Consider the following 16,382-nt stretch of genomic DNA (forward strand, 5'->3'; position numbering starts at 1 on the left):
GTTCGTCTTGGCACGCAGCGCCCGATTTGCTAACTTTTGCCCCACGCTGAACCCAATCGATGTCCGTCGGTCCATTTCCGCCGGACCGCGATCGCCGTGAAAGAGGGAACAATGCCGGCAGCAATCTGCCGGCGGCGGCAAAACGACAGGCCGACAAGGAAGGAGGCCCTCGATGAGCTCCGATCTGAAGCAGGCTTTGAAAGTCCACATTCGCTGGATGATCCGGCGCGACATGCCCGAAGCCCTGGCAATCGAAAGCGCCAGCTTCGAGTTCCCTTGGTGCGAAAATGATTTTCTCCGTTGCTTGCGGCAGCGGAACTGCATTGGCATGGTGGCCGAGCACAACGATCGCGTTGTCGGCTTCATGATTTATGAGCTCCACAAATCGCGGCTGCACATTCTCAATTTTGCCGTCTGCCTGCGGTACCGCCGCTTTGGCGTCGGCGGTCAAATGGTGGCCAAGCTAGTGGGCAAGCTTTCCACGCAGCGTCGCCATCGCATTCTGCTGGAAATCCGCGAGACGAATTTGGCAGCGCAATTATTTTTTCGCTCCCGCGGCTTCAAAGCCGTCAGTGTGCTGCGGTCGTTTTACGAAGACACGCCCGAAGATGCGTATCTCATGCAGTACCGTTTCCGTGGAGATGAAATTGCCGCGATTGAAGCGGAACACATTACGCGGCTTGCCGGCTGAGAGCTGTGGCGGCGGCACTGGGGGCTCACTTCGTTCGACCCCAGCCACCCAATGTTTGGTCGGCGGCGGCTGGGTGGCCGGGGTCGAGGCCGCCGAGCCCCCGGAATCCAAACCACTCGCTTACACGGAGAAAAACTCCGCCTGTAGCTTGGGCAGCTCCACCACGGCAATGGTGTGCGGATTTGCCCGATGCACGGCTCCGGGATTGAGCACCCTGGTCGAGCCCACCTGCTCCCAGCGTGGAACATGGGTATGGCCATGGCAAACCAATGCATGCTTCCCCTGGGCAATGGTTTGCTCCAGGAGGCGCGAATCGTCGCCATGCAAGAGGGCAATTTTCACGCCGCCCAACTCCAGCGAGCCGAAGCGTTCCAAGCATGTTTGGCCGGCTTGCTGAATTGCCGCTCGTAGCTCCGCGGCCACCTCGCCATCCACATTGCCAAATACATAATATGTGGGCCACTTTGCCAGCAGCGGCACAATCTCCGCCGAGCCAATGTCGCCGCAGTGCAACACTGCTTCCACGCCCAGGCTTTCCAACATGTGCACGGCCGAGCGGGCGTTTGGCACCTGGCCGTGGGTATCACTGATAACGCCAAGGAGCATAGGCGGTGTGGGACGCTAAGGAATTGAAGTCTGGGATTTGTGTGCCCAACATTATAGGCAACCCGACTGAGAATTCAGGTGGTTTGCAAAATCAGGGCTGCCATCGCCAGAATTGGCGCCTACGATTATAGTGGGCCGCATTGTAAAGCATCTGAATTCCTTGATTTGAGTTCAGAACCAACGGGCACAAGCCAGCGGTAACGGTTGGCCGGGCGGTTGAAAACAATGTTCCACATCCTGCTTGCCGACGCCACCAACTTGCTCGCCGGTTCTATCTTGACCGTGCTCTTCGTTGCGGGATTGGCGGCCATGCTTCTTTGGTGGCGGCGCTCGCAGTTGACGTTCGGACAAACGCTGCTGTGGCTGGTCAATTATTTGATTGCACGGCTCCTGTGGGGAACCCGCGTCGAAGGCTCGCTTCCCCAGCAAGAAGGCGTGGGGGCCGTCATTGTGTCGAACCACCGCAGCGGGGTCGATCCGTCTTTCATTCAAACGTGTGTCCGGCGCGTGGTGTATTGGATGGTCGCCCGCGAATACTGCGAAATTCCTGGATTGGGATATTTACTGCGGATCTTGTTGCAGGTCATTCCGGTGGGACGCGGCGGCATCGACACTGCCGCCACCAAGCTAGCGATCCGCCTGGCGCAACAAGGCGGACTGGTCGGAATGTTTCTTGAAGGACGCATCAACGAAACCGACAAGCTGTTGCTTCCCGGGCGCCCCGGCGCCGCACTGGTGGCGTTAAAGGCGCGCGTACCGGTTATTCCCGTATTTATTACCGGCTCGCCTTACGACGGCACCCCCTTGGGGCCGCTGAAAATGCGGGCCCATGTCCGAGTGAAAATCGGCCAGCCGATCGATCTGTCGCAATATTACGGTCGTGAAAAAGAAGCCGGGGTGATGGAGGAAATCACTAAACAGCTCCTGCGCGAAATAGCGCGCCTGGCCGGCCAGCCCAATTTCGAGCCGCAATTGGCAGGCCGACGTTGGAAGCGGGGCGAAGAGGAAATCGAAAACGGCAATGGCAATGGCGTCGAAAGCAACCGTGTCGAACCGCATGCTCCGGCCAGCCCTGGGGAAAATGTTGGTCAAAACGGACACGGCGCCGGTTCCTCCTCGCCCATCGATCGCCCCACCACGGCCGGCTAGGCGGAACGCAATTCCGCCTGGAGCAAAAAATTGTTGGAAATTGCCGGCACTCGACGCTACAATGACACCCAATTCGACGATGGGTCATTTGGCGAATACACTTCCTCCGGCCGCGAGCAGTAGTCTATGAAATTGCCATGCGCTTGGCTCTTGGTGGTTCTCGCGAGTGTTTTGTACCTGGCGTCAGGCACTTTTGCGGCTGACGCTCCGACAGCGACCGCAGCCATTGCTCAAGCCAAGCTCGACACCGCTCAAAGCAAGGCCGACAGTGCTCAAAGCAAGGCCGACAAAGATCAATTCGTTTCGCTGTTCAACGGGAAAGATTTGACCGGCTGGCACGGTGATCCGGACCTATGGAAAGTAACCGATGGTGTTATTGTCGGCACAACCGACGACAAGCAAATCAAGCACAATTCATTTCTCATCAGCGACAAGCCGTACAAAAATTTTGTGCTGAAGGCCGATTTCAAGCTCCGCAACCACAACAGCGGCATTCAGTTTCGCAGCGTCGAATTGCCCGAGTTCGATTGCAAAGGCTACCAGGCCGACATGGCCGATAAGCGCTACACCGGCATTTTGCACGAGGAAAAAGGACGCATCATTGTTGCCGACGTGAAAGAAGACGAAGTCAAGCAGCATTACACGCCTGGCGAGTGGGCCCATTACGTGATTACCGCCGATGGCCCGCACATCAAGCAGGAAATCAACGGCTATACCACCATCGATTACACCGAGCCCGAGGGAGACAAAACGCCGAAAGAAGGCATCCTGGGGCTGCAACTCCACGCCGGCCAGAAGATGGAAGTGGAGTTCAAAAACATCGAGATCAAAGAATTGCCCTAAGGCACTCGAGGGACTCGTGGGCGGGGGGGAAGAAAGCCCCGGGATTACTCCCGGGGCTTTTCCATTGGTTCCACGAGGGACTTATCGCTGAGCAATAGGCCCTACGGCAAAAACTGTTGGCACCAATAAATGGTGCCATCCGGCGTGCGATATGCCGCCACGCCAGTGCGCTTGTAGGAGGTATTCAAAATATTGGCGCGGTGGCCAGGGCTGGCCATCCAATCGCTAACTGCTTCGTCGGTCGTTCGTTGCCCCATGGCAATATTCTCGCCGATGTTATCCGTCGAGTGCTGCAATGTGCGGTTATTGGTCATCCAAATGGTATGGGTTCGTGCGGTTTTCTCCAGACTTTGATCGACCAACAGCGGCGGCAGGCCGTATTTGGCTCGCTGGGAGTTCGTTTGCTGGATCATCTGCTGCTCGACTTCGTATAGCTTGGGAATTTTGACATTTCCGGCGTCGGTCGACTTGGCCGACGATTTGGCTGAATCTGTCTGGGACGAAGCGGGCTGTTTCTGCGTGGATTGCGCCGGCAGATCAGCATCGTTTGCCAAGGCAATTGCCAGCGAACTGCTGACGAACAGGCCAATAACTGCGAAAACCGTCTGAATTGCGAACTTTGAGAGCATGGCGATTCCTCCTCCTGGGGTTCCCGGCAAACCGGGCTTCGCTTAAAAAACAACGTGGAGCAATAAACGAGCCTTTCCCAGCGAGGGGCATCCGTGACTCGAATGTTGCGGCGGGTTGCCACCATGGTGCATGCTTTGCGAACGTTTCTTAACTCACGCAAAGCTGCACACCCGGCGGCAAGTTTTCCGGTGAGAAGAACTAGGGTACCGAACTATGCTAGCACTGCAAGGGGGTAGGGCATCCATCGCTGCTGTTTAGTGCGTAAACCTATTAACCTGAATGCTTTACAATCACATTTACATCCTGAAAATCGATGGCTTTTTTCCCAGCGATCGGTTTTCTATCCCGCCAGGCCAGTGTTGGCCCGATTGTTCCCCCTTGTAACCCCTAAGGAGTTCGAGCGTGAAAACCGTTGCCATATTCGTTCTCGTTTCTGTGCCGCTGGCCGTTTTCACGCCATCCATGGGAACTCTGGCTGCTGACCTGCCGGTCACTACCAGTGATTGGCCGCAATGGCAGGGACCTAACCGGGACGGCATTTCGTCCGAAACCGGCCTGCTCCAACAATGGCCCGAAGGCGGGCCCGAACTGGCTTGGAAGGCCGCGGGTTTGGGGCCCGGTTTCGCCGGCGTTTCGCTCCAAAATGGCCGCATTTACACGATGGGCCAGCGCGATAACAAGGAAACCGTTCTGGCATTGGATGCCAACCAGCGCGGCAAACCGCTATGGTGCACCCCCATTGGCGACACTGCCGAAAACGGCGGATATGGCGGCCCGCGCTGCACGCCTACGGCCGATGGCGATTTGGTTTATGCGCTGGGCTCCCATGGTGATTTGGACTGTCTGAATGCAGCCACCGGCGCCATCGTTTGGCACAAGAACTTGCCCCTAGATTTCGGCGGCCGCATGATGTCGGGCTGGGGGTATAGCGAATCGCCGCTGATCGATGGCGACCAGTTGATTTGCACTCCCGGCGGCCAGGATGCGCTGCTTGTCGCCTTGAATAAAAAAACAGGAGCCGAAATTTGGCGCTGTGGCATTCCGAAAGCAGCTCAAGCGGAAATGACGAAAAAGGGAAACGATGGCGCCGGCTATTCGTCGATCGTCATTTCCCACGCCGCGAACAAAAAACAATACGTGCAGTTCGTAGGCCGCGGGCTAGTTGGCTTTTCGCCCGATGGTAAATATTTGTGGGGCTACAACAAAATTGCCAATCCCGTGGCGAACATTTCCACGCCAATCGTGCACGACGACAACGTGTTTGCTTCGGCCGCCTACGATTCCGGCGCAGTGCAATTGAAATTGGTGGCCACGCCCGGCGGCGGGATCGAAGCGCAGCCGGTATACGAAATTCCCAGCCGCACGTTTCAAAACCACCACGGCGGCATGGTGCTGGTCAACGGTTACCTGTACGCCGGGCATGGACAGAAAATGGGGCTGCCGATTTGTCTCGATTGGAAAACTGGTCATGTGATCTGGGGTGGCGATCAGCGCGGACCGGGCGAAGGCTCTGCCGCAGTGGCCTACGCCGACGGCCGACTGTACTTCCGCTATGAAGACGGCACGATGGCGCTGATCGGCGCTTCGCCTGCCGGCTACAAAGTGTACGGCACGTTCAAAATTCCCGGCGTTGAACAGCCAAGCTGGTCGCATCCGGTAATCGCCGACGGCAAGCTGTATTTGCGCGAGCAAGACGCACTGCTGTGCTATAAGCTAAAGTGAAAAAGCTTTGTCAAACGCTTGCCCTTTGGCAGAGGGCAGGCTGAGGGTGCTGCAACGCTCGCTAACTCCCTCAGAAGGCAAACGTGGGTGCGACCGTTCTCAATTAAAACGGCTCGCTGCTGGGAGCGAATTGCTCGAAATCTTCGTAGGGCTTTTGCGTCAGCGTTTCGAAGCGTGTAAATTCGTGCTTCCAATGCAGTTTGACTTCGCCGGTAGGGCCATTGCGCTGTTTGGAGATGATGATTTGTGCCCCGCCCAACAGACCGCGCGGGTTACCGTCTTGCTTTTCCTTTTCCCGCTCCTCCGGCGTGAGGTAATATTCCTCCCGGTGAACGAACATGACCACGTCCGCATCTTGCTCAATGGCGCCCGATTCGCGCAAATGGCTGAGCCGCGGCAAATGATCGCCCGTTTGCTCCGCCTGCCGGTTGAGCTGGGCCAGGCAAACGACGGGCACATCCAACTCGCGGGCCATGCCTTTCAACCGCCGAGCGATGCGCGCCACTTGTTCCTGACGATTGTCTTTCGGATTGTCGGGCTCCACGAGTTGCAAATAATCGATCACAATTAGTCCCAGCTTTTGCGTTCTCCGCAACCTGCGGGCCACGGCGTTAATTTCCAACACCGTGCGGCTGGGGCTGTCGTCTAAAAACAACGGCGATTGCGTGAGCACCGCCGCCGCTTCGATGAGCTTTTTGCGCTCGTCGACGGTGGCCCGGCCGTTGCGCAAGCGGTGCGAATCAACCCTGGCCGACGAACAAAGCAACCGATCGGCCAGCTCAATTGCCGACATTTCCAGGCTGCACACTAGCGAAGGAACTTTCAATTCCGTCGCCGCATATTCCGCCAAGTTCAGCGCAAAGGCGGTTTTTCCCATGCTCGGCCGGGCGGCAATAATAATGAGCTCGCCATTGTGCAGGCCGCCGGTAAGCTCATCGATGCCGGGAAATCCGCAATCGACTCCGGCAACCTTATGCTCCCCTTTTTCGCGCTGCTCGATCCGCAGCATGGCCTCATGAATTAAATCGTGGGCGCTAACCACGCTGCTGGTTTGCCCTTCGCTGAGGATGGCAAAGATTTTTTGCTCCGCTCGATTGAGTTGCTCGCGTGGATCGGAGCCGTCTTCGTAAGCGTCGCGCAAAATTTCCGTGCTGGAACCAATCAGACCGCGCAGCAATGCCTTGTCGCGGACAATCTCGGCATAGTGCACGGCATTGGCGGCAGTGGGCACGCTGCGCGCAATTTCGGCCAGGTAGCCGGCGCCGCCGATTTTTTCGTACTCACCCGCCGTGCGGAGCCGCTCAACCAACAGGGCCATGTCGATTTGCCGCGACAGATTTTGCAAATCCAAAAAATGCTGAAAGATGCAGCGGTTGGCATCGTCGTAGAAATCGTCGGGGCGAATCACTAAAGCCACGTCGTCGCACACGTACGGCAACAATAGAATGCTGCCCAGCACTGCTTTTTCCGCTTCCAGGCTGCGCGGCGGCTGGCGATCGAGAATTTCGGAAGTGACCGGGGGCTTGCGCGGCTTGGGGTTGGCTTTGCGATCGACCGTGGCCATGAGCGAGTCCTCCCTGCTGCAAAACGACCGCAAACCAACGCGGATAAATCCCGCGGCCAAACGATTGGCATGCCCGCAATTTATTGCGACTTACTGCTTATCTGGGCCTTGTTGCTTATGTCGGCCTTATTGCTTGTCTGCACCTTTGGCCGCGGTCTTTTTGCCAGACGACTTTGCTTCGGCGGATTTGGATTCCTTCGAATCGGACGCTTTGGCCCCCCCTTCCTTTGCTTCCGGCTTGATTTCGCCTTCCGCATCGCCGACCGTCGGCACAACCCACACTTTCAGCTGGGCTTCAATCTCTTGGCCTAAATGCACCTCCACGGTGTACAAGCCCAGCTCCTTGAGCGGTCCTTTTAGCCGGACCTGGTCGGACGTGACCGTAATTTCCTGCTGCTTGAGCGCGCGAACAATTTCCGGTGCGCCCACTGAGCCGTATAAGTGCCCTTCATCATTGGCGTTGGCTTCAATCGTTACGCTTTGGGCGCCAATGCGATCGGCCAGTTGCCGCAGGCCGGCCAAACGCTCATGCTGAATTTGCAACAGCTTGGCCTTGTGCTTTTCGACCATGCGCTTGTGATGGTCGTTCGCTACGGTGGCCAAGCCTTGCGGCAGCAAATAGTTCATGGCGTAGCCGCGCTTCACTTCAACCACTTCACCCTGCTTGCCGAGGTGATCGACCGATTGAATCAGCAACAATTCGATGCCCCCATGTTGCCCGCGCTGCAAGCGTTTATCTCTTGCGTGCTTGCGGCGAGGTTTGTGTTTCGCACTGGCTTTGGTTGTCGGCATCGCAAAATCCTGGGTTTAAAAATTCACAAAGCCCGATTAGTGGCTTGACCATCAAGCGGGAATGACCATTGAATATTCGTTAAAACGGGAGATCGGGCGGACCGCCGGGTTCTCCGCCACCTTCGTAACCGCCAACTTCTGCGGCACTAAATTCTTCGGCCGCCGGGGCAGATTCGCGACCTGGCCGTGCGGCGGCTTTGCCGGGACCCCCACTTCCTTGCCCTTTGGCGCCAAGCATTTGCATGCGCTCCCCAACGACACGAAGCTTCGATTGCTTTTTGCCTTCCTTTTCCCACGTGTCGAGCTTCAGTCGCCCTTCGATCAACACGGGCGAGCCTTTGTTAAGGTATTCGCTGGCCACTTCCGCCGTGCGTCCCCACAATGTGACATCGACGAACGTGGTTTCATCGACCCATTCTCCCTGCGCGTTTTTGCGGCGGTCGTTCACTGCCAAGCCGACATCGGTCACCGCCGTGCCGCTAGGAATGTATCGCAATTCCGGATCACGGGTAAGATTGCCGACCAAAATAACGCGGTTGAAACTGGCCATCTGGCCCTCCTGAGCCCTGGGCTCCGTCTGAACAAACGTATCGTGCCTGGCGTTAGGTTAACACATCGTCGACGGAAAGACAATTATTCCGCTTCCTCGCCGCTGATTTCTTCGACTACTGCTTCCACGGGTGCTTTGACTTCCGGTTCCGGCTTAGGCTTGCGCTCCGCCATAGGTCCGCCGCCGGTTAAGGCGTGCTGCACCATGGCGTCGGCAATTCGCGAATCGATTTTGAGCAGCAGGTTGCGCAGCACGGCTTCGTTCAATTGAAATTGCCGCGTCAGGTTGTGGAGTTGATCGCCATCGAGTTGGAAGTACGTGAGCCAATAGGTTCCCTTGCGATGTCCCTTAATGGGATACGCCAAGCGGCGTTCTTCCCACAGGCGGCTGGCCAACACCTTACCGCCGAATTGCTCCACCGCGCCGGGAATTTGCGACACCGTGCCGGCAGCATCGCGGGCATAGCGATTGGAATCGAGAATGAACATGCCTTCGTAAACGTGCTGAGACAAGAGAAACTCCTTGTGTGTTGGTGGCTGGCTATCTGATGTCTGGCGACCTGCCATTCTTATATTTGATGACAAACACCAGGGCGCGATAGACATCTTCTTAAGCGTTATATTTGTTCATGCAATTTGCAATTCCGTCGCTGATCCAATCCTGCACCGCATCAGCGGCGCGACTTAACGTGATTTCGATGATTGGCAATTCTTCTTTCGTAAACCGAGATAATACAAAATCGGCCGGATCCCAGTTTGGCGGCGCCGGCCCCACGCCAATTCGCAGTCGGGGAACCGCCTGGGTTCCCAACCGCTCAAGCACGTCAGCCAAGCCTTTTTGCCCGCCCGACGAGCCTTCGCCGCGAAATCGCAACTTGCCTAACGGCAGGTTGAAATCGTCGCAAACAATCAACACTTCCGCGGTTTCTACTTTATAAAAATCTCGGGCGGCCAACACGCTGCTGCCGCTCAGGTTCATAAACGTATGCGGCCATAAGAGCAGTATCTTTTGGCCGTTAAATTCCGCCTCGGTAATTTCTCCTTGAAAGTTTGTCTTTGGCCGTGGGCAGCGATGCCGCCGCACCAATTCGCCGAGCACTGCAAAGCCAACATTGTGGCGAGTGCCCTCGTATTTCCGGCCGGGGTTGCCCAACCCCACGACAAGTTTCACAACAGGCAGTGTTTCGGGTTCGGGGTTCAAAGCGACAATTGCCCAGGTCGCCGCGAAGACCACCGGCGTGGCTTGCCGCGGCGCACAAGCAAGCTTGATCGCTATTCTTTCTCTTCCTCGTCTTCCGCTGGTTTTTCCTTGCGAATCAATTCGGGTTCCACAGTGCCTTCGGCGGCAGCTTCCGCAGCACCTTCATCTTCCTCAGACTTCGGCTTCAAGCATTGAACGGCAATTTCATCGGCCCCGGAAACAATTTTCGCCCCTTCTGGCAGGGTCGCCTGGCCCACCGTCATCGAGTCATCCAGCTTCAGCGCGGCCACGTTGATGACCACCTTGTCAGGAATGGAGCTCACGGGACATTCGATTTCGACGGTGTGAATTAAATGCTCGATCACGCCCCCTTCTTTAATGCCTGCCGCCTGGCCACGAATCTCCAGCGGCACTTCCACGCGCACCCGTTCGTGTTCAGACACGCGGGCAAAATCGACATGCAGAATTTCCAGCCCGAACGTATCGTACTGCAATTCGCGAATGAGCGCGCTGTCGTTGGCGGCGCCCTTCAGCTTGACGACGCGGGAGCCGTGCCGCACGGCAGCGGAAATTTGCTCCGAGGGGATTGCCAAGCTGACCGTCTTTTGGCCGTGTCCGTACAACACCGCCGGCACCTTGCCGACCGCGCGTAACCGCTTGGAGTTTCGTTTCCCGCTAGAATCTCGGGCGTCTGCTTGCAATGTTTCAGCCATGTTTTTTGTCCTGTGGCGGCGGCGATGTCGCAGGAAATGCAATCATTCCTGCGATGCCATGACGCAAGGCTTTGCGTCGGCCACAAATCCAATACTAGGAATAAGTTGCTGCTTCTGGCCGGCGCCCTGAAGCATCCGGTCCCGGCAGCGAATCCAACATTTTGCCCGAAACGGGCGGAATTGCAACCCCGGCCAGGAGAAAACTTCGCTGGCGCGCCGCACAACTTCGCGAAATCTTCGCCATTTACGCAAAACCGCCGCGCCAGGCTCGCGCAAAAACCGGGGACGCTCGGCCAATGGCAATTATCGGTAAGTACTACTTCAATGCCCCCGGCAGGACTTGAACCAGCAACCGAGCACGGCTGACGGGCGTCAGCCGAGCGCAGGGCGGTAGTGATCAGCGAGATTGCCACTTCAATGCCCCCGGCAGGACTTGAACCTGCGGCCTAGTGTTTAGGAAACACTCGCTCTATCCTCTGAGCTACGGGGGCTTATTCGGAAAAAACGGGGTTTTTCATCGCGGGTGTAGTCGCACGACAACCGATACGACAACTCTACACCCGCAACTACCCCCTTTTCTACACCCGCGACTTTCCTTCTCAGTCGCGATTTACGGATCATTTCAGCGACAACCGTTTCGGTTGCGCCAATTTGACTCCTGCCTGTTCAAGGAACGACCCGATAGCGTAGTCGGTACGTTGTCGTTATCGACCGTGATTTACGACGATCTTCGCAATCTCCTCTTCTTGAAAGGGAATATCTGTACTTTCGCCAATCTTCGTTATGTATCCCCCTGCAATCACGACCTGATCGAACTTTCTGCCATCAGTCAGATAAACTGACGTTACTTGAAAATTCATTCCTGTCTCAGGTTCTGAGAGGAGAACGGGTGCCCACTTATTTGATAGAGCTAACATCTTCATCCTCCAGAAGGTACAGGAAGTCTTGGGCCAGCGCTACCCGGTGGCGCACCGAACAAAAAGTGAACTTCATTACCCGAGCCGCCCATCACCGGACCTGGACCAATAACCGGAGTGCCCTCGGGTGGCCTAATTATGAAATAATTGGTTCGCGGAATCTGTGGACTCGGCAGGTTGTAGAGTTCGTTAAGTAATCCCTGCGGTTGAATACCCTCACTTGCAGGAGCAGTGAAAGTGCCAGGCCGCAGGCCACCGTTCGACATAACACGACTAAATGCCGGATTGCCGCTTTCATAACGGATAAATGTTTCCCCAGGTTGAGTTAGGCGAATCGTGCTCAGTTGCTGGCCAGTACTTGCGGCAACAAAACACTCCGCCGCAGTCGTATCGCTACACCCGCTCGAATCTCTACGCTGTGCATCAGTTACGCTGCAATCGACCTGCTTGCATCCAGCACCAAATAGCGAAAATTCCAGACGCGAGTTGGCGCTTAACGTGGCCGTTGAGGCCAGCAGCAATGCGGCAAGCAGGTAACGTAGTCGGTTCATGGCCGTCATTGTACGCTGCGATCCATCCGAGCCAGGTGCATTGAAGCATACAGCGTTTCTACTCCGACCCACGCTTGATCTCCGCCATGATTTTTGTTCCAGCGTCACGACCAGCAAGGCGAAATGCCATTTGCGAGGAAGAGACGGGGTCGATCTGCAGTCGAGTAATAGTTATTCGCACATCGCGGAGTGGATAAACCTCGAAGACAAGTAGGACATCAAGTAAACCATAAAGTGCAGCGTCCAAGAATGACTGAGCTGCTTCGTTATCCAGATTTACATCACGGCCAATTACGACCTCAAAGGATGTCGATGGCTCTGCAACTAACTCCAGCCTAGCAACTTGAATGCTTGGGCCAACATGACGCTGATGCAGTCCCTCTACTGAAACGCTCACCGTAAGCGTCCGAGACTTACGTCGCATTATGTCATCGTACCATTTTGTAAAGTAATTCATTTCGGCCATGCTGCTGGGTTGAATTCCTCGCGGAACTGATTGATTACGGAAGGGTGATAAAGTTGAGATTCATACCCCGGTTCATATGGAATCCCTTGCCATTGCAGAGTATCAAGATGAGCCGCTCGCTGCCAATCGTAAAGTTCATTGTAGACACCCCGTGTCTGCTCCATAATTTGCGATTCCGTTAGCTCGTGCATGTAGAAGTTGATGTCATGCGCCGTCGTTTGACCAACTTTCAAGCGAGCGAACATAGCATCATTAGGAGCGAAATCAAATTGCGACAAATGTTGTTCTACTCGTGCTAGTCCCTGTGAGGTGACCTGGGGAGTAAACTCTGGATTCAAGATATTCAGCGGATTGCTACTTGCGGCAGCAGTTTCCAATTCATCGATGCTTAACAGCTTGCCAAACAAAGATCTGGCACCGTTGAATGCCGCTTCGCCAATGCTCGGTACCAAAACCGTGGCATTGAAGAACGCTGTGTCACTTTGGATCGCGGGATTCTCCAGAGGCAGAGAACGGTTCTCAACCGTGCGCAAACTGCCGACAATATCGGCGCCAAAAGCATTGGGCAGGACATTTGGGATGCTCGACGAGCCGGCGTTGAACGACGGATAGTAGACGTTGACATATTGGGTATTCAGAAGTTGAATTAGGCGATCTTGGAGTACGGATAGCCTTGCATTGGCGCCATATAAATCAAGGCTTTGTCCAAGATTATCCGGCTCTTCCAAGGTGAACGGAAACGTTCCGCGTTCGCCCCCAGGATGGGCCTGCTCCCATTCGACCGAAGCCGCGTTTAGGCTGTTAATGACACTTTTATTCTGGCTTATAGAAATCTGAGCATATATCAGAGTTCGTGCGTTATCGAGAGCCTCGTTGGCGTGCGGCGATCCGCTCAAGACCGACTCCGGTGCGCCGAAACCGTCGGATATCCAATTTGGGTTAAAACCATCGCCGCTGTTTGTTTGCGCATTGACATCAAGCTTCGACGGCAGCATTTGGCTGGTCGAGATTGTCGAGGGCTGGCCATAAGTGCCCAGCCAGCCAAGCGAAGAGTTGTCTGTACCGAACTCTGCAATCGTCTGGTCAATTTGGAATGTGGAATTGAAGCTGCCACTGTTGAAACTGGAATTATCTTGGCTGGTGCCATCGATTTCTTCAGTGCTGGCACCGGCGAAACCATTGCTGCCAGTCTCGTTGTCCTCCAACTCTCCGCTAGTACCTCTGCCACCGATATCGCTGTTTCCTTCCCCTTCACTTTCACCCCCGCCCAGACCTTCATCTTCACCGTCCCCCTCATCCTCGCCATCATCTAGCCCGGAGGGATCGATAAAGTTCGTCGGGCTGTTGCCGGCATAGCGATAGGTATTAATGTCGGCGTTGGCCGGGTCGGTGCTGATGAATTGCCCGGTGTGAGGATCGTAATAACGCGCCTTGAAGTAATCCAAGCCAGTGGCTGAATCTATCTGCTGGCCGGTGAAGCCGATAGCATGATTGATCGGATTGCTGTTTTGAGAAGACGAATCACTGAGAATATTGCCAAACGAATCATACACGATGTGATCGACCACGCCGGTCAGGCCGGTGCTGGGATTGTAGGTGGCAATGTCGCGCACGCTGCCGACATTGTCGGTCAGTTGCCAGTAGGTGATGCCTGGAGCAGATTGCGAACTAACTTGTTCGTCGGCCAGAATTTCGTCAACACCTGGCCCCCACAGGTAACGATCTTGCACGGCGCCGGTTGAATTGCTGCGAGTCAGCAATAACTGATCGCCGTTGTAAACAAATTGCTGACCGGTTGTGCTGCCGCTTGTAGTAACGGTTTCCAACACCCGGTTGTTAAAAGCATCGTAAGCGTAGATGACGGTTTTGGTTGGATTTTGTCCTTGGCCGTTATTGGCATCAGCGTCCGTAAGGTTGGCATAATAGTTCACCGAAATCAGCCGGTTGCGGGCATCATATGCGTAATTGATCACCGTACCGTCGGAGCCGCTGATCTGCTGAATGCGGTTCCCGTTGTTGTCGTATTTATAGGTATAAGTTCCATCGTTGGTGATTTCGTTTTGCGCGCCGATTGTAATGCCGCTGCCGGTTCGATTGCCATTGGAATCGTATGAGTACGATTCATCATTCGTTTGGGACGTTGCCCCTGTTAACTGACCATTATTGTCATACGCGTAGGAAACGTTTTCTTGTGGATGAACATTGTTAGTTTCGCTAGTAAGACGATTGTCGGCATCATAGGTGAAGGCATAACTGGCTAGTGACGAGTGGTTTCCTTGAACATCGACCAGGCTTAGTAGGTTGCCGTTTTGATCGTAATTGTACGTGGTGGTATCGACGACCTGCGTTCCGGTTGCATTGGCCGAGCGTGTGACTGTTTGCAGTTCGCTGGCAGAATCGTACGTGAAATCGACTCGTTCTGTGGCCACCGCCCCGTTGGTGGCGGATTGGGTGACGGTTTGTTCACGGCCCATTCCGTCATATTGATAGCTCAGTGTGTAAGGTGCAGTGTTGTTACTGCCGGTAACCGCGGTTTGTGATAGATCGTTATTGGGCGCGTAATTATTAGCAAGGGTGGTGGTAACGCCATTGGGGTTGGCACTGTCGGTGAGCGTAAACGTTGTCTTGTCTAGACTTCTTAAGGCGTCCAAATTGTAGTTGTACGTGTATTGGCTGGTGACCTGGGCAGAACCCGTGCCGCGAATGTCAGTGGCCGTTAAGACTTGATCGTCAGGGGCATAAGAATAGGTAATAGTTTCCGACGTCCCATTCGGGTTTGTCCATTGCTGTTGTGTGTTGCGGCCGAAGGCATCGTTCTGGTAGTGGATCGTTGTCCAGTTAAGATCCGTAGATGTCAGCAGGCTACCTTGCTGATCATAGGTGTACGTTGCAGCCGCTAGAGTAGAATTCGAACCGGACACATAGACGCCCGACTCTGTTTCAGCAATTAGTTGGTTCCGCTGGTCGTAGGTATAGGTTGTCGAATTGGTGTGTTGTCCTTGCGAATTGGTGTATGGCTCTGCCACAGCGACCTGAAAATTACCATCGGCATCGTAACCGTAAGTAGTGGATGTCACGCCGTCTTGTGGATCGGCAATGCTCGTTTGCCGACCTAGATTGTCGTAGGTGTACGAGGTAGTCTGTCCCAGTGGATCGGTGCTTGTCAGCAGATTGCCCAAGGCGTCGTAGCCGAACGACGTGACATTTCCCAAGGGGTCGGTCATTGTCAGCTGGCGGCCGAGCGCGTCGTACGTGTAGCTCGTGATACGATCCGGTGCGGTGCTCAACATTAGCTGAGTGCTGGACAGCAAATTGCCGTCGGCATCATATTGATAACCTGATTCAGCTAGTGGATCGTGAGTGGTCGGGTCGATTTGCAGTTCGTCGGTCAGCCGGTTTAAGCTGTCGTAAGTGTACTGAGTTTCACGGCCGCCCTGACCAGGCCCTGCAGAGTCGGTGTAAGTGAGTAAATTGCTGGCAATATCGTAAGTGAAAAGCGTGTGACTGTAATAAGGCGTTGGGGATGGATATGGCGTTGATGATGGCGCGGGTGGATTGGTATTGCCACTATTGCTGCCGCTGCCATAGCTCATGTCGTAATCGCGAGATTCGGTCTGCCGGTTCAAGTTGTCGTAACTGTATTCGGTATGTGATAAAGCAATGAGTGGCGTTCCCGTGGAATCATCTGAATCGAGCTCCTGCATAATTAGATTGCCGTTGGGATCGTAGGCATATTGAGTAGTGCGCGGCAATAGTTGACCGGTAAGATCGGTTTGTGTTTGGCTTATCAACCGATTCATCGAATCGTATGTCGATGTGGTTGCGCTGGTCGGCGAGGCGCCTAGCCGACGTTTTGCTACCAAAAGTATCGTACGCATACGTTTGTACGGCATCAGTGGGGTCGGTCGTTTGAAATACCCGAGCATTGGGATAATACTTGTATTGTTCACGCCCCATGTCTAAAGAACCGGTCGAGGCATTCGCATCG

General features: G+C 55.0%; 16 protein-coding genes and 1 tRNA gene. 4 read left to right on the forward strand and 13 right to left on the reverse strand.

Annotated features, from left to right (window positions below; genetic code table 11):
- The first annotated feature begins 172 nt into the window (after positions 1-172).
- Positions 173-691 carry a ribosomal protein S18-alanine N-acetyltransferase gene (rimI, locus tag VFE46_15015; protein ID HZZ29307.1) on the forward strand — a complete coding sequence of 173 codons (519 nt, stop codon included), beginning with the start codon at positions 173-175 and terminating at the stop codon, positions 689-691.
- Positions 692-811: 120 nt separating this feature from the next.
- On the opposite strand, the gene VFE46_15020 is transcribed toward rimI, so the two are convergent.
- Entirely contained in the window at positions 812-1,297 is a 486-nt protein-coding gene (locus VFE46_15020) for a YfcE family phosphodiesterase (protein HZZ29308.1), read from the reverse strand.
- 225 nt (positions 1,298-1,522) lie between these two features.
- Here VFE46_15020 and VFE46_15025 point away from each other — a divergent pair, with 225 nt between their 5' ends.
- Positions 1,523-2,446, forward strand: a complete 924-nt coding sequence (locus VFE46_15025) for a 1-acyl-sn-glycerol-3-phosphate acyltransferase (protein ID HZZ29309.1) — start codon at positions 1,523-1,525, stop codon at positions 2,444-2,446.
- 126 nt (positions 2,447-2,572) lie between these two features.
- A complete protein-coding gene (locus tag VFE46_15030) occupies positions 2,573-3,289 on the forward strand; it encodes a DUF1080 domain-containing protein (GenBank protein HZZ29310.1) in 717 nt (238 codons plus the stop codon).
- A 101-nt stretch (positions 3,290-3,390) separates the two neighbouring features.
- Here the strand turns inward: VFE46_15030 and VFE46_15035 are convergent, their stop codons facing one another.
- Complete coding sequence (locus VFE46_15035; protein ID HZZ29311.1) at positions 3,391-3,918, reverse strand: CAP domain-containing protein; 528 nt, start codon at positions 3,916-3,918, stop codon at positions 3,391-3,393.
- A 403-nt stretch (positions 3,919-4,321) separates the two neighbouring features.
- Between VFE46_15035 and VFE46_15040 the strand changes: the two genes are divergently transcribed.
- Entirely contained in the window at positions 4,322-5,641 is a 1,320-nt protein-coding gene (locus VFE46_15040; protein HZZ29312.1) for a PQQ-binding-like beta-propeller repeat protein, read from the forward strand.
- A gap of 103 nt (positions 5,642-5,744) precedes the next feature.
- Here the strand turns inward: VFE46_15040 and dnaB are convergent, their stop codons facing one another.
- From dnaB to VFE46_15095, 11 genes are all read right to left on the reverse strand, one after another.
- Positions 5,745-7,205, reverse strand: a complete 1,461-nt coding sequence (gene dnaB / locus VFE46_15045; protein HZZ29313.1) for a replicative DNA helicase — start codon at positions 7,203-7,205, stop codon at positions 5,745-5,747.
- 126 nt (positions 7,206-7,331) lie between these two features.
- Positions 7,332-7,997 (reverse strand): 50S ribosomal protein L9, encoded by a 666-nt coding sequence (gene rplI / locus VFE46_15050; GenBank protein HZZ29314.1) that lies wholly within the window; start codon positions 7,995-7,997, stop codon positions 7,332-7,334.
- 79 nt (positions 7,998-8,076) lie between these two features.
- On the reverse strand, positions 8,077-8,547 hold the full coding sequence (gene ssb, locus VFE46_15055; GenBank protein ID HZZ29315.1) for a single-stranded DNA-binding protein: 471 nt from the start codon (positions 8,545-8,547) through the stop codon (positions 8,077-8,079).
- Positions 8,548-8,630: 83 nt separating this feature from the next.
- Complete coding sequence (gene rpsF, locus VFE46_15060; GenBank protein ID HZZ29316.1) at positions 8,631-9,059, reverse strand: 30S ribosomal protein S6; 429 nt, start codon at positions 9,057-9,059, stop codon at positions 8,631-8,633.
- 97 nt (positions 9,060-9,156) lie between these two features.
- Positions 9,157-9,717: an aminoacyl-tRNA hydrolase gene (pth, locus tag VFE46_15065; GenBank protein ID HZZ29317.1), complete on the reverse strand. Its 561-nt coding sequence runs from the start codon at positions 9,715-9,717 to the stop codon at positions 9,157-9,159.
- Positions 9,718-9,818: 101 nt separating this feature from the next.
- Positions 9,819-10,460, reverse strand: a complete 642-nt coding sequence (locus VFE46_15070) for a 50S ribosomal protein L25 (GenBank protein HZZ29318.1) — start codon at positions 10,458-10,460, stop codon at positions 9,819-9,821.
- Between the two features lie 418 nt (positions 10,461-10,878).
- Positions 10,879-10,951: transfer RNA gene (locus tag VFE46_15075), tRNA-Arg, on the reverse strand.
- A 213-nt stretch (positions 10,952-11,164) separates the two neighbouring features.
- Positions 11,165-11,377, reverse strand: a complete 213-nt coding sequence (locus VFE46_15080; protein HZZ29319.1) for a hypothetical protein — start codon at positions 11,375-11,377, stop codon at positions 11,165-11,167.
- A 2-nt stretch (positions 11,378-11,379) separates the two neighbouring features.
- Positions 11,380-11,937 carry a hypothetical protein gene (locus VFE46_15085; protein HZZ29320.1) on the reverse strand — a complete coding sequence of 186 codons (558 nt, stop codon included), beginning with the start codon at positions 11,935-11,937 and terminating at the stop codon, positions 11,380-11,382.
- Positions 11,938-11,986: 49 nt separating this feature from the next.
- The gene (locus tag VFE46_15090; GenBank protein HZZ29321.1) at positions 11,987-12,394 is read right to left on the reverse strand and encodes a hypothetical protein; all 408 of its coding nucleotides are present in this window, start codon (positions 12,392-12,394) and stop codon (positions 11,987-11,989) included.
- Positions 12,382-16,272: an RHS repeat-associated core domain-containing protein gene (locus VFE46_15095; GenBank protein ID HZZ29322.1), complete on the reverse strand. Its 3,891-nt coding sequence runs from the start codon at positions 16,270-16,272 to the stop codon at positions 12,382-12,384. The genes VFE46_15090 and VFE46_15095 overlap by 13 nt, the downstream gene beginning before the upstream one ends.
- Positions 16,273-16,382 lie beyond the last annotated feature (110 nt).

This window comes from Pirellulales bacterium (assembly GCA_035656635.1).
In the GTDB taxonomy this organism is placed as follows: domain Bacteria; phylum Planctomycetota; class Planctomycetia; order Pirellulales; family JADZDJ01; genus DATJYL01.